We start from the raw sequence: 24,740 nt of genomic DNA, 5'->3' as shown, positions 1-24,740 counted from the left end.
TGACTCCAAGTTCATCTCAAGAATTCCATCATGCTGCCTCTTTACAGTTCATGTTCAAGTGATATATGCTGAACACACAACTGCATATCTTGAACTTTTGCACTAGGGGAGCCTTGCGGCTGAGACGAATATGACTATTCGGACCCTTTGAACCTGATCTGGATCATACCAGCGGAGGGAAGTGGAGCGGCCTTTTAGTAAGCGGAATTTTTCATGTATGTGAAGATAAATTGCGGATTTAACTTACAGACCCACTCATTTCTCCGGAAATGGGTGGGTCTTTTTTGTTCCTTTTGCAGAGTATAGGATGCCGTTGTTATTGCAGTAGTCTGACATCAAGGGGGTGAGGATCAGATGGATAACCATGTAACCATTCACAACGTAAGCTTTGCTTTTCCCGAAAAAAAAGAGTCCCCTGTGCTCGTCAATGTGTCACTTCAGGTTCAACAAGGAGAATTTGTCTCGCTCATCGGCTCCAGCGGATCAGGTAAAAGCACACTCTTCAAGCTGCTCGCAGGCTTGCATGAGCCAACCGTTGGCACCATCGATATAGCTGATGTCCCGCAAGGACAACGGCTCGGACGAGTCGCCTATATGCCGCAGAAAGATCTGCTGTTATCCTGGCGTACCGTCATGGAGAACTGCATGCTACCTGCCGAGCTTGCACCAGGCCGACAGGACAAGGACAAACTACGAGCCGATATCATCGCAGGATTGGCAAGGTTCGGCTTGTCCGGTTATGAGCAGGCCTATCCAGATGAGTTATCCGGCGGCATGCGGCAGCGGGTGGCATTGCTGCGTACCTTGCTTACAGGCGGGCAGCTCATGTTGCTGGATGAACCCTTCGGTGCACTCGACGCCTTAACCAAACGAGAAATGCATCGCTGGTTGCTGGAGCTGTGGGAGGACTTTGGACAAACCGTGCTGTTCATTACCCATGACATCGAGGAAGCCCTGCTGTTAAGTGACCGTATCATTCTGTTAACTCCAGGGGGGCAAGGTCAGCAGTTGCGGGAGATGACGGTTCCTTTACCACGCCCAAGGCATTCGGACATGATCTACGAACCAGCTCTCGTGCAGATGAGGCAACAACTGGAGGAACAATTACATGCAAAATGATAGAGCTGAGGTTAGCGTTTGGACGTGGTGTTCAAAGTGGCTCTCGAAATGGTTTTCCCAATATGGTTTGTTTATTCTGCTCATGTTCTTTTTACTGGCGATCTGGGAAGTGATTGTGCGTATGGGATGGGTGCCCTCCTTCATCATTCCTGCACCCACGGCCATCGTAAGCTCACTGGTTGAGCATCGTCGTCTGCTGTTGACTATCCATCTACCTGCTACCTTTATGGAGGTTATTGTTGGTTTTGTCTTGTCCATAGTGACTGGAATTACTCTGGCAACAGGCATGCATATGAACCGATCGATTGAAAAGGCCCTATATCCCTTCATCGTGATCAGTCAAACCATCCCGCTGATCGCCTTGTCCCCCGTATTTATCTTGTGGTTTGGTTACACGTTGTGGAGCAAAGTCGCGGTGGTATTCTTAATCGCATTCTTCCCCATTGTAGTCAGTACCTACGATGGACTCCGCCAAGGCGATCCAGAGCAGCGTGAACTGCTGCTCACCATGGGCGCCAGCAAGTGGGATATTTTTCGCAAACTCCAGGTTCCGCTGGCACTTCCCTCTTTTTTCTCCGGGTTAAAGATGTCAGTGGTGTACTGCGTGGTTGGGGCAACGATTGGTGAATGGCTCGGTGGCAGCAAAGGTCTCGGATACTTCAGCCGCCGCATGTCCAGCAACATGAACACGGATGCGATGTTTGCCGCTATTGTGCTGTTATCCCTGCTTGGGATCGTTTTGTTTGTACTGATTGCCTGGCTGGAGAAACGGTTTAACATACGGCGTCATCGTCATGGAGGCAACAGAAAAGTTGGATAATACTTAGACAGAAATTAGATGTAAATACAGTAGTTACAATCAAAAAAAAAAAACATATCTTATGCACAATTTCAGCAGCATCTTCAATCAGTTCATTGTCACATTGTCGTTAACATGCTGTTGCCCATTTTCTACAAATCAAAACGATGAAATGAGGAACTTCATTTATGAATAACAAAGGTATATACTCCCTGCTTCCCATCATACTCATTAGCCTTTTGCTGATCGTTAGCGGATGCAGCACCACAGACACTAGCCAAAATAGGCCAACAACAGATTCGGCAACCAATACACAGCAAACAGATCCGTCTGCAACCGAACCAGCATCAGACGCCAAAGATAAACTGTCTATCATGCTCGACTGGTACCCGAATGCAGTACACTCCTTCATCTATGTGGCTCAGGAAAAAGGATACTTTGCAGACCAAGGTCTGGATGTTGAAATTCAGATGCCTGCGGATACCAATGATTCACTCAAACTTGTTGCTGCCGGAAAAATTGATCTGGCTCTAAGCTACCAGCCCCAAATCTTACTCGCTCGTGGTGAGAACATTCCTGTACGTTCCATTGCTGCTGTTGTTCGCCACCCGCTTGTGCATCTGTTGACCGAAGCGAATGGCAACGTAAGTTCACCCAAAGATCTTGAAGAAAAGACTGTTGGTTATTCCTCCATTCCTCTGTACGAAGCGATGGTACGTACGATGATCAGTAAGGATGGCGGCAATCCCGACAACATAAATCTGGTCGACGTTGGGTTCGATCTGATTCCTTCGCTGGCTTCCGGACAGGCGGATGCAATTATGGGTGGTTTCATTAACCATGAACAATTGATTTTGGAGAAAGAAGGACATGCCATGAAATCAATTAACCCCACCGATTATGGCGTGCCTGATTATTATGAATTGGTCCTGACTGCAAGTGAAGCTGGCATTGAAGCGAAAAAAGACCAACTTACCCGGTTCGTCAAAGCGGTCCAGGAAGGACAAAAATATGTGACTGAGCATCCAGAAGAAGCCTTGAGTATTCTGCTCGCTCATGAGAATGAAACATCACCGCTTGACCCGGAGATCGAAACCAAAAGCCTGGCAATTCTGCTACCACTCATGAATGAAGAAGGCCAACCATTTGGTCGGCAGGAAATGGAATCGTGGGAAAATGTACGTGCATGGCTCGTTGAACAGGATTTGATTCCTGAATCGGTGAAAGCCGAGGATGCTTTTATTACTCTGCAAGGAGAGTAAATAAAGGAGAGCAACGCGAATAAAGGAAAAGTGATTGAACATAAAGGGAATGAAAGCAATGTGATTAAAAGCAAAGTTAGCAAAACGTAGGATCGAATGCATGAAGTTTTGCGAAATGGAATTGGCCTGAAGCAAGCATCGGAGGATCAGAATTTATAACAATCCTAAGTGGCTTGATGTGCAATTGGGCAGCTTGATATGCGTTTGGGTGGCTTGTTGATATGTATTTGGTAATGTAATTAGCGCTTATCTTCAAGCCTACTGGGAGCTGAAACGCTCCTTAACTTGATCGAAACAGAGCATGCTACGACTGCTAACGAATCTGAGGCGTCCTATTCAGGGATTTGGAGCGGTTGCAGAAATCTAAAGAACCTGAAACATGTTATATCAGAATAAATAGCTGTTTGCAGCGTTTTGGTCAGGAGATTCTGGGAATAACGTGTCTGATGTTCCTTACATTTCAAAAGGAGGACCTGACAGCCAAATAAGACGTCCTGTGTTCTTTAGAAACATCGTCTGACCAGTCGTGCCCCGATCGATCGTGCCCCAATCAGTTGGGTATCGACCAGCCTGGACTTCAAGACACTGGTTGGATGCTAACATCCATCACAGTATTGCTTGCCTAAGTTTGGAGAAATTCACTCTGTTCACTTTCTGTATTTTGTATCGTTTCGTTTTTTATTGTTTCGCTAGATATCGATCAGAATGATTCAATTTGTCTATATCCAGTTCCAAAAATCCATTTTAGTGAGTTATGAAATTAATTTAGATTTTACGTTTCTGCTTTTCCCGCATTAATGCATCTGGCTGTTGTTAGACTCTGCGCCCCAACTCAACAAGGGAACTCATATCCAATTATTCTGTTGAGTGACTCCAGATATCGGACTTCCGCCGATCGGGTTACTTCAAAACAAGGAGGAAATTATATGTCTTATCTGGAACGTGTTCGTACGCAAAATCCGCTGGTACACAATATCACTAACCTTGTCGTGGCTCCCTTCACAGCCAATGGTCTGCTTGCACTCGGTGCGTCCCCTTTTATGGCCTATGCTCATGAAGAGGTGGCTGATGTCGCCAAGATGTCAGGAGCCGTCGTACTCAACATCGGTACTCTCGATGACAAAGTCGTTCAGGCGATCCGTCTGGCAGGTCAATCGGCTAATGCGCATCACGTGCCTGTGGTGCTTGATCCCGTCGGCGCAGGCGCAACCACTTATCGCACGGAAACCGTGCAGCTACTCGTTCGTGAACTTCGTCTCACAGTACTGCGCGGCAATGTGGCAGAGGTCGCTAATGTCATCGGTGAGAGTTGGAGTATTAAAGGTGTGGATGCAGGATCAGGTGAGGGCGACCGAATCGGCATTGCCGAGCGGGCAGCGCATAAACTTGGCTGTGTCGTGGTCATTACCGGAAAAGAAGATATTATTACTGATGGACAATCCACATTCCTCACGAGTAATGGTCATGCCCTGCTCACTCAGGTCACAGGTGCTGGCTGTCTGCTCAGTTCAGTGATTGGCGCTTTTACAGCCATAGCGGAATCAGGAGCCGATCTTCTAGGCAGTGTTGTTGAAGCGCTAGCGTTTTATGGTGTAGCAGCTGAACTGGCGGCAGAGCGGACAGCTCATCAGGGGCCGGGCAGCTTCCAGATTGAATTGTTGAATCAACTGGCACAAGTAACACCAGACCTCTTGGCAGAACGCGCACAGATCCGTCAGATCCGTGGAGGTGCAGTATGAGTATTGCTCAAGCGCTAACCATTGCAGGCTCCGATAACGGGGGCGGCGCAGGCATTCAGGCCGATCTGAAAACATTTCAGGAGCTTGGTGTATACGGCATGACCGTTATCACCGCTATTGCTGCCCAAAATACAACTGGTGTGCAGGGCGTTTTTCCCATCCCTTACGATGGCATTGCCCAGCAATTGGACTCGACCGGCGAAGACTTTCAACCAACTGCAACGAAGACCGGCATGTTATATAGTGCCGAGATTATTCGTCTAGTGGCTGAGAAATGGCAGCAATACCGTTGGTCAAATCTGGTCATCGACCCTGTGATGGTAGCCAAAGGTGGCGCCCCCCTTCTCCAGCAGGAAGCTGTACAGGCGTTGGTTACGGAGTTGTTGCCCCATGCCCTGATCACAACACCTAATATACCGGAAGCGGAACTGCTTACCGAAATGTCCATCACGAATCTGAATCAGCGGGAAGAAGCCGCAAGACGGATTGTACAGATGGGCTCAACGTATGCTTTGGTCAAAGGTGGTCATGATGAAGGAAGTGGTATGATCGTGGATGTGCTCTATGATGGGCAGTCTTTTCATTATCTGGAGAATGTTCGTGTGGTAACACGTCATACACACGGAACGGGGTGCACATACTCTGCTGCCATCACCTCAGAGTTAGCCAAGGGTTCACCTGTTCTGGCTGCCGTTATGACCGCGCGAGCATTCATTCAGGCAGCCATCGAAGATGAGCTGGGGATTGGGGCCGGACATGGGCCGACAAATCATTTTGCGTATCAGCGCAGACAGCGGGGTGAGCAGTGATGCACCCTTGGAATGCAGAAGCGGTACAACGCGCGATGCAGGTGTATTTAGTGATGGGCAGCGTCAATACAAAGCAAGACCCTATGGAAGTATTGCGCCAGGCCATTGCTGGCGGCATCACGCTGTTCCAGTTCCGTGAAAAGGGAACTGGCGCCCTGGTTGGCGAAGCTCGCATCACGCTTGCGATGCGGCTTCGCGAGGTGTGTAGCCAGCACGGGGTCCCGTTCATCGTGAACGATGATGTGGAGCTGGCTGTAGCGGTGGAGGCCGACGGCGTGCATGTCGGCCAGGAAGATGCGGACGCGGCGCTAGTACGCGCCCGCATTGGAGATGGGCGGATGCTTGGCGTATCCGCCCACTCCGTGGATGAGGCGCGCCGTGCGTTGCAGGCGGGCGCCGACTACCTTGGCGTCGGGCCCATGTACCCGACGCGCTCCAAAGCGGATGCCCACGCTGTGCTGGGCCCCGCAGGGGTGGCGGAACTGCGCGCCGCAGGCATCGCAGTTCCGATTGTGGGTATCGGCGGCATTACGCCCGATACCACGGCCGCCGTGATGGCGGCTGGAGCCGACGGAGTAGCCGTCATCTCCGCCATCGCGGGCGCGGCCGACGTGCGCGCAGCGGCTGCGCAGTTCGCTGCGGCAGTGCGCGGGATGCAGGCGTAGCCCTGCTCTCCCTGCACTGCCAGCCCCGTGGGCTGCACCGCATACATGGTGCAGCCCACAACCGCTCACGCTCCTCTCCATAACAGAGGAGCCTCAAAACACCCCCGCGGCGCGGCAGCAACCTATGTCTTCGACATAGAAGCACAGCCGCTCCCCTACAGTGACTGAATGTTACAATAATTTAGTCACACCTATTCACATCCAGTCATCAATCCATGATCAAGATGCAGCTTCCATGCTTGCATCTTGTTTTCTCATTTTCAACGGTTGACTCTCACGTAACGTGACACTGTACAATCGGTGTTGTAAGGAGGTTTCACACATGGCCATGAAGGTAAAAGAAGTTGCCGAACTTGCCTCGATCAGTGTGCGCACACTGCATCACTATGATGAGATCGGACTATTAACCCCGGACGAAGTAACTTCTGCCGGATATCGATTATATTCAGATGCCAACCTGGAACGGTTGCAGCAGATATTGTTTTTCAAGGAACTCGACTTCTCTCTGAAGGAGATCAAAAACATTATAACCAACCCCTCCTTCAATCCGGAAGAAGCACTTAAAATGCATCGACTTATACTGCTGGAGAAGCGCCAACGCTTGGACCAGATGATTGCTACCATTGATAGAACGGTTTTACACGTGAGAGGAGAAATTAAAATGACAGCCAAAGAACAATTCGAAGGATTTGATTTTAGCCAGAATCCGTATGAACAAGAAGCTCGGGAACGTTGGGGAGACCATGCCGTCGATCACGCAAATCAGAAGCTACACAGTAAATCAACCACAGAGCAAGAGGCTCTGTCCAATCAAATGAACGAAATCTACAAGAGTCTGGCCGCACTTCGTCACACAGAACCAGTATCTGCCGAGGCACAGGCCGGTATTCAAGAATGGTACACCTTGCTGAACCAGATGGGAAGCTACTCGCCTGAAGCCTTCAGGGGACTCGGTCAGATGTACGTGGACGATGAACGCTTCACACGCAATATTGATCAGTTTGGCGATGGTTTGGCAGTATTTATGAGGGATGCCATGGCTGTATTTGCTGACCAAAACAAATAATATAGCCCTGTCTTCAACCACATACAGTATTATTCAACTCTCATTGCCGTCAGATGTGGATAGTAAAAAATAGTCTGGAAATTTAACCTCTGTCCGTAGTGATAAAAGTAATCTCTCGTCATCAGCTTTATTCGCAGTAAATGACCCTTCGGATAACTGAACCTACCTTTTGGGGTGAACATATCTTTCTTGTAATTAACCTTATGAACATGTTGGATATTTACTAGGGTTATGTGGTAAGTAATTTAAATCGATCCGAAGTGTTGCAAAAGTTATGAGCAATATCCCCCTACCTGGTGTATACACAAAAGGGACGTACACCCTCAGGCGTATCGTCCCTATGTATGGAAGTATCTCAGCCGCAATGTGAACAAGCCTAACTGCTGCTCACTCTGAGTACTCTATAAATATCTTTTAAAGTAGATGCTCTTTACTACGTTTTTCTTCTGCTCCCAGTCCTTCGATATAACTTCATAAGTGCTTAGGATGATGAGCATTAAGTTTCTTCTGTCAAACGTTCTTCATTTTGCTGTCAGCGTCCACCGTCTATCCGATTAAGCTCTTGGTGCGTGATCCGATGAAGATACATCCGTAGCTAGACTGGTTCTCGCCATCCGGCCAGGAATCTGCCATGCAGACACAATCGCAAGCACGATGAATAATAAATCAATCGGTTGACTGAAATAGTCCTGGAAGGTTTCCATAAACGCACTGATCATCTCGCTATCAAACACAAGTTCCATCACGCCTACATCACCAAACAGTTCGGAAGTAAAATATACGACCGTCAGATATTTACCCAACAAAATACCAACAAGCGCAAACAGTACGGCAATAATCTTATGTACCGTCGCAATTTGTTTATTGGAGAACAACACAACTGCGTAACCTGTGAGCGCTCCAATCAGAATCGCAATTAATCCCACCTCATAATCGGTCATTGCAGCAATAGCTGCCCATACGATGCCTCCCAGAATGGCTGCAATTAAGCCACCAATGATCGGCATACCGATTTTAACTCCTTGTTTCTCTTCCACGTTGTCTTTCCCTCCTGAGTCATGCATATGCTTCTTTTCCAGAATTCACCTTTCCTATGAAACCACAAAAAGACTTATTATTCAACATTTTTCTACTTTTGGTGCCATGTATTTACATAATAGAAAAGATATATTAAGCATCCATTTCCTTATTCGCTCGAATATCATTTTAGTTTTGTCCACAAACCTCTCATAATCATTCCCTTGGCACATAAAAAAACACCCCTCCAACAGCATAATAGCCGTAGAAGGGATGTTGTCCATATCTGTATCATAGATATAACCAATGTAACCGAGAAAACTACATTGAAAAGCTCTCTCTATCTTACCTTTGCACTTCCTTGGAAGGCTGAATGACAGCTGCAATCTGTGCCAAAATGGCATCCACCGATGCCGGATCATGCACATCATACTCATCAATGTTCAGACGCAGCACAGGGCAAGCTGTAAACTGATCAATCCACACGGAATAGCGCTCGTGCATGTGTTCCCAGTACGAACGGTCCGTCTGAATCTCCATCTCGCGTCCGCGTTCCGTAATACGGTTTAAAATCGAAGGCAGACTGCCTTCCAGATAGATCAGCACGTCTGGATGTGGGAAATACGGTGTCATTACCATTGCTTCAAATAAACTGCTGTATGTCTCGAAATCTGTAGCAGACATGGTTCCTTGATCTGCATGCATTTGTGCAAAAATGCCCGTATCTTCATAGATGGAACGATCCTGTACGAATCCCCCACCTAGTTCAAAAATCTTTTTCTGTTCCTTGAAGCGCTCTGCAAGGAAATAAATCTGCAGATGGAAGCTCCAACGCTCAAAGTCATGATAGAACTTCTCCAAATATGGATTATGATCAACTTGCTCTAGAGAGGTCTTGAAGTTCAAACGCTGCGCAAGTGCAGCCGTTAACGTGGATTTACCCACCCCAACCGTACCTGCTACCGTAATTAATGCATTCGTTGGAATGCCATAGTTATTCATATGATATACTCCTTTACCTGATTAACAATTTGCCTGAAGTGTTCAGGATGTTCCACAAAGTCGAGTTGCTCTGCATTGACCTTAATGATTACTGGCGGATTTGTGCTATTTGCCAGATAATCCATGCCTGTTTTGTAATCAGCAATGAGTTGTTCCATATATGCCGGGTCCATGTCCTGCTCAAATGAGCGTCCACGCTTGTTAATGCGGTACATCAACGTATCGAGTTCAGCTTCAATATAAAGCACCAGATTGGGCTTTGGCAGATCATCTGTTAACAGATGATAGATTTGACGATATTTATCCCGTTTCGTTCCCTTTAAGGTACGATCGGCAAAAATCATATTTTTATAGATATGATAGTCTGAAATGACTGGGGTATTCTGCTCTACATAATGAACGCCCGTGTCTTCCAGTTGTTTAAACCGATTACACAGAAAAAACATTTCCAATTGGAAACTCCACTCGTCGATATCCTGATAAAAGGAAGCCAGAAATGGATTCTCTTCTACGATTTCTTTAACTAACGGAAGATTCAATTCATGGGAAAGCATCGTTGCCAGCGTTGTTTTCCCCGCTCCGATCGGACCTTCCACAGCAATAAACGGGGCTGATTTCATCGTGTTCACTGTTCCTCCTCGTACTTATGCGTGTTTCCGTTTTCTATATAGACCTCACCTATTGTATCACAGCTTTAAGGATTGGAACGCCAGTATTTTATGTATATAACAAGTCAAATCACAACTATTGAATTACATTAAAATAAAAAAGACACACTCGATATCATCAAGTGTGTCTTCCTGTTGCTTGGCGGCGTCCTACTCTCCCAGGACCCTGCGGTCCAAGTACCATCGGCGCTAGAGGGCTTAACGGTCGTGTTCGGGATGGGTACGTGTGGAACCCCTCCGCCATCGCCACCAAACGCAACGCTTAGCTTACATTCAGAGATCGTTCTCTGAAAACTAGATTCGAAACGAAACATGCGAATTACAACTTGCTATTGGATAAGCCCTCGACCGATTAGTACTGGTCAGCTCCATGCATTGCTGCACTTCCACCCCCAGCCTATCTACCTCGTCGTCTTCAAGGGGTCTTACATACTGGGAAATCTCATCTTGAGGGGGGCTTCACGCTTAGATGCTTTCAGCGTTTATCCCGTCCGTACATAGCTACCCAGCGGTGCTCCTGGCGGAACAACTGGTACACCAGCGGTACGTCCATCCCGGTCCTCTCGTACTAAGGACAGCTCCTCTCAAATTTCCTACGCCCACGACAGATAGGGACCGAACTGTCTCACGACGTTCTGAACCCAGCTCGCGTACCGCTTTAATGGGCGAACAGCCCAACCCTTGGGACCTACTTCAGCCCCAGGATGCGATGAGCCGACATCGAGGTGCCAAACCTCCCCGTCGATGTGGACTCTTGGGGGAGATAAGCCTGTTATCCCCAGGGTAGCTTTTATCCGTTGAGCGATGGCCCTTCCATGCGGTACCACCGGATCACTAAGCCCGACTTTCGTCCCTGCTCGACTTGTAGGTCTCGCAGTCAAGCTCCCTTATGCCTTTGCACTCTTCGAATGATTTCCAACCATTCTGAGGGAACCTTTGGGCGCCTCCGTTACTCTTTAGGAGGCGACCGCCCCAGTCAAACTGCCCACCTGACACTGTCCCCGCACCGGATTACGGTACCAGGTTAGAACCTAGATACGATCAGGGTGGTATCCCAACGTTGCCTCCACGCAAGCTGGCGCTCACGTTTCAAAGGCTCCCACCTATCCTGTACAGATCGTACCCAAATTCAATATCAAGCTGCAGTAAAGCTCCATGGGGTCTTTCCGTCTTGTCGCGGGTAACCTGCATCTTCACAGGTATTAAAATTTCACCGGATCTCTCGTTGAGACAGCGCCCAAGTCGTTACGCCATTCGTGCGGGTCAGAATTTACCTGACAAGGAATTTCGCTACCTTAGGACCGTTATAGTTACGGCCGCCGTTTACTGGGGCTTCGGTTCACAGCTTCGGATTGCTCCTAACCACTCCCCTTAACCTTCCAGCACCGGGCAGGCGTCAGCCCGTATACTTCGCCTTACGGCTTCGCACAGACCTGTGTTTTTGCTAAACAGTCGCTTGGGCCTTTTCACTGCGGCCCCCTCGTGCTATTCACACTACCGGGGCACCCCTTCTCCCGAAGTTACGGGGTCATTTTGCCGAGTTCCTTAACGAGAGTTCTTCCGCGCGCCTTAGAATACTCTTCTCGCCTACCTGTGTCGGTTTGCGGTACGGGCACCATCACCTGGCTAGAGGCTTTTCTTGGCAGTGTGAGATCATGACCTTCGCTACTATAATTTTCGCTCCCCATCACAGCTCAGCCTTACAATGTGCGGATTTGCCTACACATCAGCCTCACTGCTTAGACGGACATCCATCAGTCCGCGTCACTACCCTACTGCGTCCCCCCATTGCTCATAACGGCTTACGGTGGTACAGGAATTTCGACCTGTTGTCCTTCGACTACGCCTTTCGGCCTCGCCTTAGGTCCCGACTTACCCTGAGCGGACGAGCCTTCCTCAGGAACCCTTAGGCTTTCGGCGGATCAGATTCTCACTGATCTTTTCGTTACTCATACCGGCATTCTCACTTGTATAATGTCCAGCGCTCCTTACGGTACACCTTCAACCCTTATACAACGCTCCCCTACCCCTGATGCAAAGCATCAAGCCATAGCTTCGGTGGTGTGTTTAGCCCCGTTACATTTTCGGCGCAGAGTCACTCGACCAGTGAGCTATTACGCACTCTTTCAATGATGGCTGCTTCTAAGCCAACATCCTGGTTGTCTGTGCAACTCCACATCCTTTCCCACTTAACACACACTTGGGGACCTTAGCTGATGGTCTGGGCTGTTTCCCTTTTGACAATGGATCTTAGCACTCACTGTCTGACTCCCGGAAGTAAGTCTATGGCATTCGGAGTTTGACTGAGCTTGGTAACCCTTGCGGGCCCCGCACCCAATCAGTGCTCTACCTCCACGACTCTGTTTTCCGAGGCTAGCCCTAAAGCTATTTCGGGGAGAACCAGCTATCTCCGAGTTCGATTGGAATTTCTCCGCTACCCCCACCTCATCCCCGCATTTTTCAACATGCGTGGGTTCGGGCCTCCAGTGCGTGTTACCGCACCTTCACCCTGGACAGGGGTAGATCACCCGGTTTCGGGTCTACGTCCACGTACTCATTCGCCCTATTCAGACTCGCTTTCGCTGCGGCTCCGGCTCTTCACCTTAACCTTGCACGGGAACGTAACTCGCCGGTTCATTCTACAAAAGGCACGCCATCACCCCTAAAACGGGCTCTGACTTTTTGTAAGCACACGGTTTCAGGTTCTATTTCACTCCCCTTCCGGGGTGCTTTTCACCTTTCCCTCACGGTACTGCTTCACTATCGGTCGCTAGGAAGTATTTAGCCTTGGCAGATGGTCCTGCCGGATTCATACGGGGTTTCACGTGCCCCGCACTACTCGGGATCCGTCTCGGAGGGAACAGACTTTCAACTACAGGGCTTTTACCTTCTTTGGCGGGCCTTTCCAGACCTCTTCGCTTAACCGGTTCCTTTGTAACTCCATGTGAGACGTCCCACAACCCCAAAGAGCAAGCTCTTTGGTTTGGGCTTCTCCGCGTTCGCTCGCCGCTACTGACGGAATCACTATTGTTTTCTCTTCCTCAGGGTACTTAGATGTTTCAGTTCCCCTGGTATGCCTCTGCATAACCTATGTATTCAGTTATGAGTAACTGGAAATTACCCCAGCTGGGTTTCCCCATTCGGACACCCCCGGATCAAAGCTTGCTTACAGCTCCCCGAGGCAGTTTCGTTGTTCGCCACGTCCTTCATCGGCTCCTAGCGCCTAGGCATCCTCCGTGTGCTCTTAGTAGCTTAACCATTTTGTTCCGGTTTCGGTCGCTCGCTTCCCTTGTTTTGCTTGCGCAAAGCCAAAAGTCGCTCTCACCCGATACCCTCACAAAAGCAATTTGACTACCGTTTTTATTGAAACTTGTTTAACACAAGTTCAGCTAAAAAGGAATGTTCTAATTCGCGTTTGTTTCGTTTCGATATCTAGTTTTCAAAGAACAAGCTCCATGCAAAAGCAAGCTGTTTGAGAGTTTGAGCTCTCAAAACCGAACAACGAGTGAGTGTTTTGCAGCTAAGCTGCGTATTTGAATGTTTCCGTTGCAGGAAACGATTCTCCATAGAAAGGAGGTGATCCAGCCGCACCTTCCGATACGGCTACCTTGTTACGACTTCACCCCAATCATCTATCCCACCTTCGGCGGCTGGCTCCTTGCGGTTACCCCACCGACTTCGGGTGTTATAAACTCTCGTGGTGTGACGGGCGGTGTGTACAAGACCCGGGAACGTATTCACCGCGGCATGCTGATCCGCGATTACTAGCAATTCCGACTTCATGCAGGCGAGTTGCAGCCTGCAATCCGAACTGAGACCGGCTTTGTTGGGATTGGCTCCATCTCGCGATTTCGCAGCCCGTTGTACCGGCCATTGTAGTACGTGTGTAGCCCAGGTCATAAGGGGCATGATGATTTGACGTCATCCCCACCTTCCTCCGGTTTGTCACCGGCAGTCTATCTAGAGTGCCCATCCGAAATGCTGGCAACTAAATATAAGGGTTGCGCTCGTTGCGGGACTTAACCCAACATCTCACGACACGAGCTGACGACAACCATGCACCACCTGTCTTGAATGTTCCGAAGAAAAGGTACATCTCTGCACCGGTCATTCAGATGTCAAGACCTGGTAAGGTTCTTCGCGTTGCTTCGAATTAAACCACATACTCCACTGCTTGTGCGGGTCCCCGTCAATTCCTTTGAGTTTCAGTCTTGCGACCGTACTCCCCAGGCGGAGTGCTTAATGTGTTAACTTCGGCACCAAGGGTATCGAAACCCCTAACACCTAGCACTCATCGTTTACGGCGTGGACTACCAGGGTATCTAATCCTGTTTGCTCCCCACGCTTTCGCGCCTCAGCGTCAGTTACAGCCCAGAGAGTCGCCTTCGCCACTGGTGTTCCTCCACATATCTACGCATTTCACCGCTACACGTGGAATTCCACTCTCCTCTTCTGCACTCAAGTCACCCAGTTTCCAGTGCGATCCGGGGTTGAGCCCCGGGATTAAACACCAGACTTAAATGACCGCCTGCGCGCGCTTTACGCCCAATAATTCCGGACAACGCTTGCCCCCTACGTATTACCGCGGCTGCTGGCACGTAGTTAGCCGGGGCTTTCTTCTCAGGTACCGTCACCTTGAGAGCAGTTACTCTCCCAAGCGTTCTTCCCTGGCAACAGAGCTTTACGATCCGAAAACCTTCATCACTCACGCGGCATTGCTCCGTCAGGCTTTCGCCCATTGCGGAAGATTCCCTACTGCTGCCTCCCGTAGGAGTCTGGGCCGTGTCTCAGTCCCAGTGTGGCCGATCACCCTCTCAGGTCGGCTACGCATCGTCGCCTTGGTGAGCCGTTACCTCACCAACTAGCTAATGCGCCGCAGGCCCATCCCCAAGTGACAGATTGCTCCGTCTTTCCAGTTTCCTTCAGGCGAAGAAAACAATTATTCGGTATTAGCTACCGTTTCCGGTAGTTGTCCCAAACTTGAGGGCAGGTTGCCTACGTGTTACTCACCCGTCCGCCGCTAACCATCCAAGAAGCAAGCTTCTCTTCAAGTCCGCTCGACTTGCATGTATTAGGCATGCCGCCAGCGTTCGTCCTGAGCCAGGATCAAACTCTCCAATAAAGTATTGAAAAGAGCGATAAGCTCATTTTGAATCTGACGAGATTAAAAATCTCAATTGTGCTCCAGTCGATTCAAGCCAAGGCTTGTCTCAAACTTTTGCGTCCATTCTGCAAGCAGAATGTTTACTCACTCGTTGTTCAGTTTTCAAAGATCAAACTCGTTTCGTTACCGAATGTTGTTCTCTTCAGCAACTCTTATATAATATCATGTCCGAACCAACTTTGCAAGCTCTTTTTTTAAGTTTCTTTCGAAGCTTATTTAATTCGCTTGCCGCACCAGTGTTAAACCGTGTTTTCTTGGCCGGATTAATAATATATCACGTATAGATATTAATTACAATACTTAATTTAATAAAATTCATTTACCACAAATCAACTACCTTTACTATGTTGCTCTCCTCTATCCCAGCCTAAAGTTTATTATAGCTTAAATGACATTCTTTCCATTCATACATCGCAATACATGTCTAATTGCTTTTAAACTTATTAGCCTACATCTCCTCTCTTATATTTTAGCTTCATTAATATGCTCAATTTAGGTTGTCCTTTTATCAAGGTCATGCAAGATACTGGGGGCACTGTAAGTTACCACGAGTATAAGTAGAGGTATTATAAAAGATAAACAAAAAAAGTGATGCACGCATATAACTATACGTGAACCACTTTCTTGTGTGTTATTACATTATATATAGAAGGAAACTCTTAATGTTGTGCCTGTGCTGATGCTGGAGGCGTCATCGTCATTTGTCCATTACCTGCTTTTTGCATACCAACTCGCAGCAACGTAATTCCCCACGTAATAATCGAGATCAATAGAAGATGAACCATGTATCCCCCAACTGCTTCTCCACTATAGATCAAACGCATAAATCCCTGTACCCCATTGGAAGCGGGCAGAAAGTTTCCGATATAACGGTAGAATGGCGCCAGCATCTCGGCTGGAATTATATTTCCTGCTGTCATCAACTGGAGCGGAACCATCGCTACATTAAATAGAGGACCTGCATTGCCAAACAGGGCAAAACTCATTTGTGTAAAACAGATACAAGCCAGACTCACCAGCACATGATACAGATACAAAGCGCCGAAGGAGCTCGCAACATCTGTGAACTGAAGAGCTACTGTATCCACAATTAGGGGAACAATCACAGCTATACACAATAACAGCAATTGCCGTCCCCAGAAGATTTCCCATTTGGAATGGGTACGCTTCATGATATTCGACGTAATATTAAACTGAATATTCATAGTCATCGAAGCAATATAGGTGATAAAACCCAGAATCATGGGCAACATCGATGTTGCAAAATCACTCACGCTGTTCGTTTTATTAATTTCAGCCTTCACAGGCCCTTCATTCATCTTCGCCATCGCTTGTCCAATAGCTGCACTCAGTTCATCGCTGTTTATACTATCGTTATTGAGTGTCACTTGAACCTTGGATTCCAGAATCCCTTGACCCATTTGTGCAGTCATTCCGGTCGCAGCATGTTCCACAATGGATTTGGCTACATCGGCATTTCCCTGATTGATATAAAAGGGTAAGCTCGCCTCTGTGCCTCCTGCAATCTGGTCAGTGAATCCTTCCGGAATAACAATAACCATCGCATAGTTACCTGCATTCATCTGTTGCTCAGCTTCCTCGGCAGATCCCAGAACATTGACATGGAAAGGCGCGAGCGTTTCAATCTGCTTCTGCACCTCTGTTCCCTGTATCCCGTCTTCGTTCACCAGAGCAACTTGAAGTTGATCCACTCTCTCCGTGGCTTGATGATAACCCGTCATCCAGATCACAACAAATAACAGCGGAACAATTAATGCAAAAACCAACCCTATTTTTGTCTGTGGCACTTTAAGAAAATCTTTGAAGCTTTTCATTCGTTCACGGCTCCCATTAGTAAAAATTAAAATAATTGCACTACATATATATGCACATGCACATAATTGCTCAAAAAAATTTATTTCATCTTTTCATAGATACGATTCATCACATTCATGAATGCTTCAAGCTCTTCAGGAGAACATTCGGCGAGTGCCTCTTGCTCTTGCTGTTTTGCCTTTGGTGTCAGAACGTTATTCATTTCCAGTCCTTCCGCCGTCAAACAAAGCAAAACCGCTCTGCGGTCCTGTGGATCTTCTTCTCTTGTCACCAGACCTTTGCGAATCAACTTGTCTATAATTTTGCCTACCGTTGTCTGGTCCCGCACTGTTAATTCAGCCAGTTTTTTCTGTGATATATGACTTCCAGCCTTGCTCAATTCATTCAAGACTGCAAATTGTTCCGGAGTAATATCCTGTTCACTCAGATTTCTGGTTGTTGTTTTTTTGTATGCCAGATACGTCCGTGACAGAATCAGTCCAAGTGGATTTTCATCCATATTAACAGGCATGCTGTTGCTCCTTTCTCTATATAGTAGCACTACCATCTAATTTGTGTAAGCTCTATATTATTACCATATTTACAATACTGTCAATTTATTTTTTTATCTTTTCAAGCAAAAAGAGACCCACCCGTTAGTCAGGCAGCTCTCTCCTCTGGCATCGTCAAGCCACACTTACTCGGGCTTGCCACTTGAAGTTTCGGTATCGTCCTTCTTCTTTGTACCTTTACTTTTATAAGGTTTCGGGGCACTTTTCGCCCGGTTAGCAGCGGCTTGCCAACGGTTCCAGCCTTTTTTACCCGTACCACGGCCGGTGCCGCCTTTTCCTTTTGCATTGCTCATGTTATCACTCCAATAATCCTGTATATGCTTAAAAATGACCGTCCTCGGTAACTTATTATGCAACCCAGCCCATCTAATTCACTTCCAGCATTTCTTATTATACCAAAAATCCACGTCTTTACGTCCATTTCCATAAATCATTGTATTGTTATTCTGTTATGAAAGCGGTATAGTGGACATAATTGAAAGAGGAAGCTGCGTCTTCTTCGGGATTGTTACTGGTAAGCAGGCGATACCCAAACCAAGGCTGTCTATTAAGCCTTAGTTTGGGTTTTTTGTTTTTATTACGACCAATTGAGGTGAAACACATATATGATCATCCGTCAGATTTTTAACAACAATGTCATCCGGGCTGAGAACCAGGTTGGTCACGAATTTGTTGTCATTGGCAACGGTCTTGGCTTCAAAAAGAAAAACGGACAGCCCGTGGATGAGGATAAAATCGAAAAAACCTTTGTGCTGAAATCGGATAAAATACCACAAAAATTAATCGATCTGATTGGGGAAACATCGGTCGAATATTTGAAGTTAGCGGACGAAATTGTGGGCCATGCCAAAAAGGAAATGGGCGATATTTTTAGTGATAATATCTATATATCATTGATCGATCATATTCAGTTTGCTATTACCCGGTACCGTAAATCCGTCGGGCTGAAGAATTCTCTTTTGTGGCAGATCAAGAAGTTCTACAAAAAGGAGTTTGGGATTGGCATGAACGCTGTGGAGCTGATTCAGGAACAATTCGGTATCCAAATGGATGAACATGAGGCCAGCTTTATTGCGATGCATTTTGTAAACGCTCGTCAAGATGCTCAGGGCATGAAACAAACCGTTGAAATTACCGAAGTTATTGATGATATCTTCAACATTGTGACCAACCACTACCAGATCGCCCTGGATGAAAATTCATTTAATTATTCCCGGTTTATTACCCACCTTCAATATTTTGTGCAAAGAATGTTGAGTAATGAACAGGAGCAATTTGCTTCAGGAGATAACTTTCTGTATGAGCAGGTGAAGGACAAATATAGCAAGGCTTTTCAGTGCACCCAATTAATCAATCAGTACCTTGAAGACAAGTTTGAAAGTGCCATGTCCATTGATGAAAAGGTGTATTTAACGATCCATATTCAACGTGTCACTTCCCGTAACGATTTGCTTGACGTGGAATAAAAAAAGCTTGCAAACGATTTCGGCGTCAGATATAGTAGGTCTCACAACTTAACGACAAGGATTGTTACTGCTCAAGCAGGCGATACCTAAATGATTGGCAACAGGTCATCTTTCCGATGATCATAGCCATTCGTTTAGGTATTTTTTTGTTTTCAGGCAATCTTAACAACAAAGGAGAATGAACATGGATCATAAAAAAATGGGGGATGACATCGTTCGTCTCGTCGGCGGAGAAGCCAATATCAACGGTCTTGTACACTGTGCGACCCGATTGAGATTCGACCTGAAAGATTCGAAAAAGGCCGAACGCGAAACGCTGGAAAAACACGATGGTATTATTACCGTTGTCGAAAGCGGCGGCCAGTTCCAGGTTGTCATCGGTAGTAACGTGGCTCATGTATATGCGGAGATTATGAAAAACCGGGATTTCGGAGGAGATTCCTCTTCATCGGCTGAGTCTACAGGGGAAAAAACCTCGCTATTATCCAAAGTTTTTGAAATTATATCCGGAAGTTTCTCGCCATTAATCCCGGCTATGGCAGGATCAGGCATGCTAAAAGCTTTGCTGACTGTCCTGACCATGCTCGGATGGATGTCGGACACAAGTGACACATACCTGATTTTATCCGCTGCCGGCAACGCTGTATTTTATTTCTTGCCTATTTTCCTTGGAATCACACTGGGTATGAAGCTGAAAGCCAATCCTTATGTAGCTGGCGTAATTGGTGCCGCTCTGATGGAACCGAGCTTCACCGGGCTGATGGATAAGGGCTCAGATGTATCGTTCCTGGGTATACCGGTTGTCATGATGAATTATTCAGCCAGCGTATTCCCAATCTTCATATCCATTAGTATCTACGCTGTTCTCGATAAATTACTCAAGAAAATCATTTTGAAAGACCTGCAATTGTTCCTTGTACCAATGATTGCTTTGATGATTATGGTTCCGCTGTCCGCAATGGCCTTTGGACCATTCGGTACCACGGTAGGTGACTGGATCTCCTCCGGCGTAACTTGGCTCATTGGTGTCAGCGGTATATTATCAGGGGTTGTACTCGGTGGATTCATGACCTTCATGGTTGTGTTCGGACTCCACTGGGGCTTCACTCCAATCACGATACAGAATATCGGGGTTGGCGGCGATCCGATTGAAGCCATGGCTGCTGCAGCTGTATTTGCACAAATCGGTGTAGCCTTCGGTATTTTCTTGAAAGCCAAAAAGAACAAAACCCTGCGCACTCTTGCTGGCTCAACCAGCCTTACAGGTTTACTTGCAGGAGTCACTGAACCAATTGTATATGGTCTGATCCTGCGTTATAAACGTGTGATTCCTATCGTGGTTATCGCAGGTGCGATCGGCGGTGCCATCAATGGTCACTTTGGTGTTAAAATGACTGCTTATGTGTTCCACAATATATTTGCCATTCCTGTCTATACACCAACGGTTGTCTACGTAATTGCGATTGCCTGCTCCTTTGCGGTAGCCGCGGTATTAACGGTGATGTTTGGTTATGAAAGCAAAACCAAAGACAAAGTTTCCGGGACCAATGAATCTGTCTCCCACACGTCAGTTGAAAGTACGCCGGCAGAGCTTCCTGTCGTACCTGAGTCCAAAACAACAGAAATCAAGAAAGAACAAATTTATAGCCCGCTCACAGGTAAAGCCGTAGCACTGAGTACCATTAATGACCCGGCTTTTTCGACTGGTGCTATGGGCAAAGGTTTGGCGATTGTCCCTGAGATTGGTGAAGTTGTCGCTCCGGTAGACGGTGTTGTCACTTCCCTCTTCCCGACTGGACATGCCATTGGATTAACCACCAACGCAGGAACAGAAATCCTGATTCATATTGGCATCAACACAGTAGCGCTGAAGGGAAAACACTTCACTCCTGTCGTTCAAGAAGGTGATATCGTAAGACAGGGCGATCTGTTGATCCAGTTTGACATCGATAAGATCAAGGAAGCCGGATACGAAACCGTAACACCTGTCATTGTCACTCTAACGCAACAAGAAGTGGATGTGTTCGAAACAACTCAGGAACAGGTACAGAAAAATGATGTCCTGCTGACTCTCGTAGTCTGACCCAACTTATATTATACGAATTTAATTTAGGAGGAACTAACCATGAAACATACTCAACTAAAACCATTTCCTAAAGATTTTTTCTGGGGAGGTTCAACCTCTGCCTATCAGATTGAGGGAGCCTGGAATGAAGATGGTAAAGGCCCTTCTGTCATCGACATGGGGAATCATGTGGAAGGCGTAACCGACTTCAAGGTAACCAGTGATCACTATCATATGTACAAAGAAGATGTGGCGTTGCTCGCCGAAATGGGCTTTAAAGCCTACCGCTTCTCCATCGCATGGACACGCATCTATCCGCAAGGAGCAGGTGAAGTGAATCCGAAGGGCCTCGCCTTTTACGATTCCCTCATTAATGAGTTAATTAAATACGGTATTGAGCCCATTGTGACGATGTATCACTTCGATCTTCCTTATGCGCTTGAAGAAAAAGGCGGCTGGTCCAACCGAGCAACGATTGATGCTTTTGAACAATATGCCAAGACTCTTTATGAAAACTACGGAGATCGGGTTAAATATTGGCTGACCATCAACGAACAAAATATGCTGATCCTGCATCCTGGCTCTCTGGGTACACTGGATACAACACTTGTTGATCCGCAAAAAACACTGTATCAGCAAAATCACCACATGCTGGTTGCTCAAGCTAAAGCCATGGTCCTGTGTCATGAAATGCTGCCTGAAGCCAAAATTGGCCCAGCTCCCAATATCGGTGTAATTTACCCGGCGAGTTCCAAACCAGAAGACACACTCGCGGCTGATAACTATGCTGCCATTCGTAACTGGCTCTATCTCGATATGGCGGTATATGGACGTTATAACCATATTGCCTGGAGTTATCTCGAAGAGAAAGGATATACGCCTGTCATTGAAGACGGAGATATGGACATCCTGGCTCAAGGAAACCCTGACTTTATTGCGTTTAACTATTATACTTCCCAAACGGTTGGTGAAAGCCTGAACGATGGTAATGACTTCTCCCATACAGGAGACCAGCATGAAATCGTAGGTGAACCGGGCGCATATAGAGGATCTGTGAATCCCAATCTGCAAAAAACGGAGTTTGGCTGGGAAATTGATCCCGTGGGCTTCCGCTCTACCCTGCGCCAGATCTACTCCCGTTATCACCTGCCATTGATTGTTACGGAAAATGGTCTGGGTGCCTTTGATAAACTGGAGGAAGGCGACGTGGTTAACGATCCATATCGTATTGAATTCTTCAATAAACATATCGAACAGATTCAACTGGCGATTACGGACGGCGTGGATGTATTTGGCTTCTGCCCTTGGTCTGCGATCGATCTGGTCAGCACACATCAAGGGTCGAGCAAACGTTATGGATTCATCTATGTGGATCGTGAGGAATTCGATATCAAGGAATTGAGACGTATCCGCAAACAGAGTTTCCACTGGTATCAAAAACTGATTGAAACGAATGGAGAAGTCCGTTAATACACGTACTATTAAAAAAGTCGACTGCACATGAAACATGTGTAGTCGACTTTTTTGGTGTTGATGCATTGATGTGAAAGCTTTCTTTTCCAATTATAAAATTACATTTCAGCCTTCGGTTGCTTTACCGCTTTGGCCCCTCTGAGTACCCGCAGGGATAACAGGAAACAGATCGCCAAAACGGCTGCTGCTGAAACATAAGGATAGTTAATATTCACATCGAACAGTGCTCCAGCTACGATTGGACCTGCGATATTCCCCAAACTGGTATACGCCGAGTTCAATCCGGCCACAAAGCCCTGTTGTTCTTGTGCCAGTTTGGACATCTGTGTACTAATCGCCGGACGTAAAATATCCATACCCAGAAAGACGATAAACGTTACGACAAGAATCATCCAGTACGTACTTACAAACAAGGTCAACAGTACAAATACGGCTACAAATAACAGACAGACCGATATAACCATCTTTTCACCAAACCGATTGAGCAACCAACCGATCAGAGATACTTGCACAACCGCACCCGCGATGGAGCCAAATGTAATAATAAATGCAATGTCTTTGGTCGTGAAGCCAAACTTGTGATCCACAAATAGTGAAAATACCGTCTCATAGTTCGCCAGACCAAATGCCATAACAAACACAATAATCAAGCTGAAAAAGTACGGTTCACGGTATGAATTCAGCAATTGGGATACCATACCCGGAGCTTTGACCTTCGTTAAACCAGGGATAGGTTTACTTTGTTCTCCTGTGCTTCGCGTGGATTCCGGCAAAATAATCAATGTAATGATGGATGCCAGCAAACCGGCAACCCCAGCGGCGTAGAATGGAATTCGAATGCCAAAGTCCGCAATGTATCCACCAATTCCCGGACCGATGATAAATCCGGTTGTAATCGCTGCATTAATCAAGCCCATACCTTTGCCGCGTTCTTCCTCTGTTGTAATATCTGCGGTGTAAGCCATAACCGCCGGGAAGATCATCGCCGCACCAATACCGCCTAACATCCGGGCTGCGAAGAGCAAGACTGGTGCATTGACCGCACCAAACATAAACTCGGATACGGCAAAGATCAGCATGCCGCCAACGATAATTTTTTTACGTCCCCATGTATCCGACCAACGACCCGCAAGCGGGGAGAACAGAAACTGGGTGAAGGAAAATGCCGCTACCAGCAATCCAACCGTGAATCCGGTGATATGCAGTAGATCCATATACGCAGGCATGATCGGTACAACCAGACCAATACCCGTAAAAACGAGAAAAATATTAAACATTAACAGCAGCAGTGCGCCCCTGTTCCGTGTTAGTAATGCCATGATTCCATCCTCCGTAGTTGTCAAAATGTTGCTTAAGCTTTATCTTTTGCAATCCCGTGCAAGAATACACTAGCGGCCTGGCGGTATAACGCAAGAGCCTGATCAGGCTCCATCCCCCGTGACATCTGACTAAGGCCAATAATGGTACTTTCCAATATGAGCGCGAGATTATCTACATTGTCTGCTTTGAACTCACCGCTCTCAATGCCTTGCTCTATCATTTGTTTATTAAATTGAATATGCCGCTCAAACATTAAGGAGATCCGCTCCTCAATATCATTTTCTTTCTTTTCCCCTGTGAAGAACTCATCAGCTGCCTTCGTCAGCGGGTGATTCATATCATCCATGACGAGTTGTTCCGCCAAACCATAAATTTTCTCCGTGGAGGTGCGATAGAGATGTTCTTTGGCCGCCCAGCTCTCTTCCCACTCCCGGTCCCACTCATCGATTAGATAGAGGAACAGACCTTCCTTACTTTTAAAATGGTAATATATATTGCCTTTGCTGCTGCCTGTCGCAGCTACAATATCCTCAATGGACGTTGCTTTATAACCTTTTTGTACAAAAAGGGCTTTGGAAGCATCCGCAAGTTTTTTCTTGGTCTGCTCGGTTTGAAGTTGCTTTTTATTCATATTCATTCCATTTCACTCCGTCCCATCCATACTGAACATTCGTTCTGTATTTTAACAGATGCACCCAATATAAGCAATGAAAAAGGAG

Annotated in this window: 19 protein-coding genes, 3 rRNA genes and 1 riboswitch; of the genes, 10 read left to right on the top strand and 12 right to left on the bottom strand. The window is 46.9% G+C overall.

The features are described 5' to 3' along the window. Positions 1-94 precede the first annotated feature (94 nt). Positions 95-197: riboswitch (TPP riboswitch) on the top strand. A 157-nt stretch (positions 198-354) separates the two neighbouring features. From V6668_RS04635 to V6668_RS04625, 3 genes are all read left to right on the top strand, one after another. Continuing rightward, complete coding sequence (locus tag V6668_RS04635; RefSeq protein WP_338707811.1) at positions 355-1,119, top strand: ABC transporter ATP-binding protein; 765 nt, start codon at positions 355-357, stop codon at positions 1,117-1,119. Then, entirely contained in the window at positions 1,109-1,939 is an 831-nt protein-coding gene (locus V6668_RS04630; RefSeq protein ID WP_338707810.1) for an ABC transporter permease, read from the top strand. The genes V6668_RS04635 and V6668_RS04630 overlap by 11 nt, the downstream gene beginning before the upstream one ends. A 167-nt stretch (positions 1,940-2,106) precedes the next feature. Then, positions 2,107-3,180: an ABC transporter substrate-binding protein gene (locus V6668_RS04625; RefSeq protein WP_338707809.1), complete on the top strand. Its 1,074-nt coding sequence runs from the start codon at positions 2,107-2,109 to the stop codon at positions 3,178-3,180. A 453-nt stretch (positions 3,181-3,633) separates the two neighbouring features. Here the strand turns inward: V6668_RS04625 and V6668_RS04620 are convergent, their stop codons facing one another. Then, positions 3,634-3,783 carry a hypothetical protein gene (locus V6668_RS04620; RefSeq protein ID WP_179087934.1) on the bottom strand — a complete coding sequence of 50 codons (150 nt, stop codon included), beginning with the start codon at positions 3,781-3,783 and terminating at the stop codon, positions 3,634-3,636. Positions 3,784-4,106: 323 nt separating this feature from the next. Here V6668_RS04620 and thiM point away from each other — a divergent pair, with 323 nt between their 5' ends. From thiM to V6668_RS04600, 4 genes are all read left to right on the top strand, one after another. Next, complete coding sequence (thiM, locus tag V6668_RS04615; RefSeq protein ID WP_338707808.1) at positions 4,107-4,919, top strand: hydroxyethylthiazole kinase; 813 nt, start codon at positions 4,107-4,109, stop codon at positions 4,917-4,919. Beyond that, a complete protein-coding gene (thiD, locus tag V6668_RS04610; RefSeq protein ID WP_338707807.1) occupies positions 4,916-5,728 on the top strand; it encodes a bifunctional hydroxymethylpyrimidine kinase/phosphomethylpyrimidine kinase in 813 nt (270 codons plus the stop codon). Before thiM ends, thiD begins: the two co-directional genes overlap by 4 nt. Next, on the top strand, positions 5,728-6,393 hold the full coding sequence (gene thiE, locus V6668_RS04605; RefSeq protein WP_338707806.1) for a thiamine phosphate synthase: 666 nt from the start codon (positions 5,728-5,730) through the stop codon (positions 6,391-6,393). The genes thiD and thiE overlap by 1 nt, the downstream gene beginning before the upstream one ends. Positions 6,394-6,715: 322 nt before the next feature. Beyond that, positions 6,716-7,459, top strand: coding sequence for a MerR family transcriptional regulator (locus V6668_RS04600; protein WP_338707805.1), 744 nt, complete (start codon positions 6,716-6,718; stop codon positions 7,457-7,459). A gap of 554 nt (positions 7,460-8,013) precedes the next feature. Here the strand turns inward: V6668_RS04600 and V6668_RS04595 are convergent. From V6668_RS04595 to V6668_RS04555, 9 genes are all read right to left on the bottom strand, one after another. Continuing rightward, on the bottom strand, positions 8,014-8,496 hold the full coding sequence (locus tag V6668_RS04595; protein ID WP_338707804.1) for a hypothetical protein: 483 nt from the start codon (positions 8,494-8,496) through the stop codon (positions 8,014-8,016). Positions 8,497-8,821: 325 nt separating this feature from the next. Then, complete coding sequence (locus V6668_RS04590; protein ID WP_036672670.1) at positions 8,822-9,478, bottom strand: deoxynucleoside kinase; 657 nt, start codon at positions 9,476-9,478, stop codon at positions 8,822-8,824. Continuing rightward, on the bottom strand, positions 9,475-10,098 hold the full coding sequence (locus tag V6668_RS04585; RefSeq protein ID WP_076329815.1) for a deoxynucleoside kinase: 624 nt from the start codon (positions 10,096-10,098) through the stop codon (positions 9,475-9,477). The genes V6668_RS04590 and V6668_RS04585 overlap by 4 nt, the downstream gene beginning before the upstream one ends. Before the next feature lie 185 nt (positions 10,099-10,283). Then, positions 10,284-10,400, bottom strand: a 5S ribosomal RNA gene (rrf, locus tag V6668_RS04580). 78 nt (positions 10,401-10,478) lie between these two features. After that, positions 10,479-13,404: ribosomal RNA gene (locus V6668_RS04575) — 23S ribosomal RNA — on the bottom strand. 311 nt (positions 13,405-13,715) lie between these two features. After that, positions 13,716-15,268: ribosomal RNA gene (locus V6668_RS04570) — 16S ribosomal RNA — on the bottom strand. The 16S, 23S and 5S rRNA genes sit together here, the layout of an rRNA operon. Positions 15,269-15,969: 701 nt before the next feature. Next, the gene (locus tag V6668_RS04565; RefSeq protein WP_076319960.1) at positions 15,970-17,145 is read right to left on the bottom strand and encodes a YhgE/Pip domain-containing protein; all 1,176 of its coding nucleotides are present in this window, start codon (positions 17,143-17,145) and stop codon (positions 15,970-15,972) included. 80 nt (positions 17,146-17,225) lie between these two features. Then, positions 17,226-17,657, bottom strand: coding sequence for a MarR family winged helix-turn-helix transcriptional regulator (locus V6668_RS04560; RefSeq protein ID WP_036605963.1), 432 nt, complete (start codon positions 17,655-17,657; stop codon positions 17,226-17,228). A gap of 165 nt (positions 17,658-17,822) precedes the next feature. Next, entirely contained in the window at positions 17,823-17,990 is a 168-nt protein-coding gene (locus V6668_RS04555) for a DUF3934 family protein (RefSeq protein ID WP_074093608.1), read from the bottom strand. Between the two features lie 312 nt (positions 17,991-18,302). On the opposite strand from V6668_RS04555, the gene licT reads away from it, so the two are divergent. The 3 genes from licT (at position 18,303) to V6668_RS04540 (ending at position 22,698) form a co-directional block, all read left to right on the top strand. Continuing rightward, positions 18,303-19,163, top strand: a complete 861-nt coding sequence (licT, locus tag V6668_RS04550; RefSeq protein WP_076319961.1) for a BglG family transcription antiterminator LicT — start codon at positions 18,303-18,305, stop codon at positions 19,161-19,163. A gap of 184 nt (positions 19,164-19,347) precedes the next feature. Further along, positions 19,348-21,246 (top strand): beta-glucoside-specific PTS transporter subunit IIABC, encoded by a 1,899-nt coding sequence (locus V6668_RS04545; protein WP_338707803.1) that lies wholly within the window; start codon positions 19,348-19,350, stop codon positions 21,244-21,246. A 42-nt stretch (positions 21,247-21,288) separates the two neighbouring features. Next, positions 21,289-22,698: a glycoside hydrolase family 1 protein gene (locus V6668_RS04540; RefSeq protein ID WP_036605965.1), complete on the top strand. Its 1,410-nt coding sequence runs from the start codon at positions 21,289-21,291 to the stop codon at positions 22,696-22,698. Between the two features lie 101 nt (positions 22,699-22,799). Here the strand turns inward: V6668_RS04540 and V6668_RS04535 are convergent, their stop codons facing one another. Together V6668_RS04535 and V6668_RS04530 are read right to left on the bottom strand one after the other, a co-directional pair. Further along, the gene (locus V6668_RS04535) at positions 22,800-24,020 is read right to left on the bottom strand and encodes an MFS transporter (RefSeq protein ID WP_036668281.1); all 1,221 of its coding nucleotides are present in this window, start codon (positions 24,018-24,020) and stop codon (positions 22,800-22,802) included. A 32-nt stretch (positions 24,021-24,052) separates the two neighbouring features. Beyond that, positions 24,053-24,652: a TetR/AcrR family transcriptional regulator gene (locus tag V6668_RS04530; RefSeq protein WP_036606079.1), complete on the bottom strand. Its 600-nt coding sequence runs from the start codon at positions 24,650-24,652 to the stop codon at positions 24,053-24,055. Between the last annotated feature and the right edge of the window lie 88 nt (positions 24,653-24,740).

The sequence above is a fragment of the Paenibacillus amylolyticus genome, assembly GCF_036894225.1.
GTDB classification, from domain to species: Bacteria; Bacillota; Bacilli; order Paenibacillales; family Paenibacillaceae; genus Paenibacillus; species Paenibacillus amylolyticus.
This window is presented reverse-complemented; position numbering and strand designations above follow the sequence as displayed.

Bases quoted from the DNA above. Each gene is read 5' to 3' on its own strand.
- thiE (WP_338707806.1), top strand. From the start codon at position 5,728: ATGCACCCTTGGAATGCAGAAGCGGTACAACGCGCGATGCAGGTGTAT.
- V6668_RS04625 (WP_338707809.1), top strand. From the start codon at position 2,107: ATGAATAACAAAGGTATATACTCCCTGCTTCCCATCATACTCATTAGC.
- V6668_RS04545 (WP_338707803.1), top strand. From the start codon at position 19,348: ATGGATCATAAAAAAATGGGGGATGACATCGTTCGTCTCGTCGGCGGA.
- licT (WP_076319961.1), top strand. From the start codon at position 18,303: ATGATCATCCGTCAGATTTTTAACAACAATGTCATCCGGGCTGAGAAC.
- thiD (WP_338707807.1), top strand. From the start codon at position 4,916: ATGAGTATTGCTCAAGCGCTAACCATTGCAGGCTCCGATAACGGGGGC.
- V6668_RS04560 (WP_036605963.1), bottom strand. From the start codon at position 17,657: ATGCCTGTTAATATGGATGAAAATCCACTTGGACTGATTCTGTCACGG.
- thiM (WP_338707808.1), top strand. From the start codon at position 4,107: ATGTCTTATCTGGAACGTGTTCGTACGCAAAATCCGCTGGTACACAAT.
- V6668_RS04620 (WP_179087934.1), bottom strand. From the start codon at position 3,783: ATGTTAGCATCCAACCAGTGTCTTGAAGTCCAGGCTGGTCGATACCCA.
- V6668_RS04585 (WP_076329815.1), bottom strand. From the start codon at position 10,098: ATGAAATCAGCCCCGTTTATTGCTGTGGAAGGTCCGATCGGAGCGGGG.
- V6668_RS04535 (WP_036668281.1), bottom strand. From the start codon at position 24,020: ATGGCATTACTAACACGGAACAGGGGCGCACTGCTGCTGTTAATGTTT.
- V6668_RS04630 (WP_338707810.1), top strand. From the start codon at position 1,109: ATGCAAAATGATAGAGCTGAGGTTAGCGTTTGGACGTGGTGTTCAAAG.
- V6668_RS04530 (WP_036606079.1), bottom strand. From the start codon at position 24,652: ATGAATAAAAAGCAACTTCAAACCGAGCAGACCAAGAAAAAACTTGCG.
- V6668_RS04555 (WP_074093608.1), bottom strand. From the start codon at position 17,990: ATGAGCAATGCAAAAGGAAAAGGCGGCACCGGCCGTGGTACGGGTAAA.
- V6668_RS04590 (WP_036672670.1), bottom strand. From the start codon at position 9,478: ATGAATAACTATGGCATTCCAACGAATGCATTAATTACGGTAGCAGGT.
- V6668_RS04540 (WP_036605965.1), top strand. From the start codon at position 21,289: ATGAAACATACTCAACTAAAACCATTTCCTAAAGATTTTTTCTGGGGA.
- V6668_RS04600 (WP_338707805.1), top strand. From the start codon at position 6,716: ATGGCCATGAAGGTAAAAGAAGTTGCCGAACTTGCCTCGATCAGTGTG.
- V6668_RS04565 (WP_076319960.1), bottom strand. From the start codon at position 17,145: ATGAAAAGCTTCAAAGATTTTCTTAAAGTGCCACAGACAAAAATAGGG.
- V6668_RS04635 (WP_338707811.1), top strand. From the start codon at position 355: ATGGATAACCATGTAACCATTCACAACGTAAGCTTTGCTTTTCCCGAA.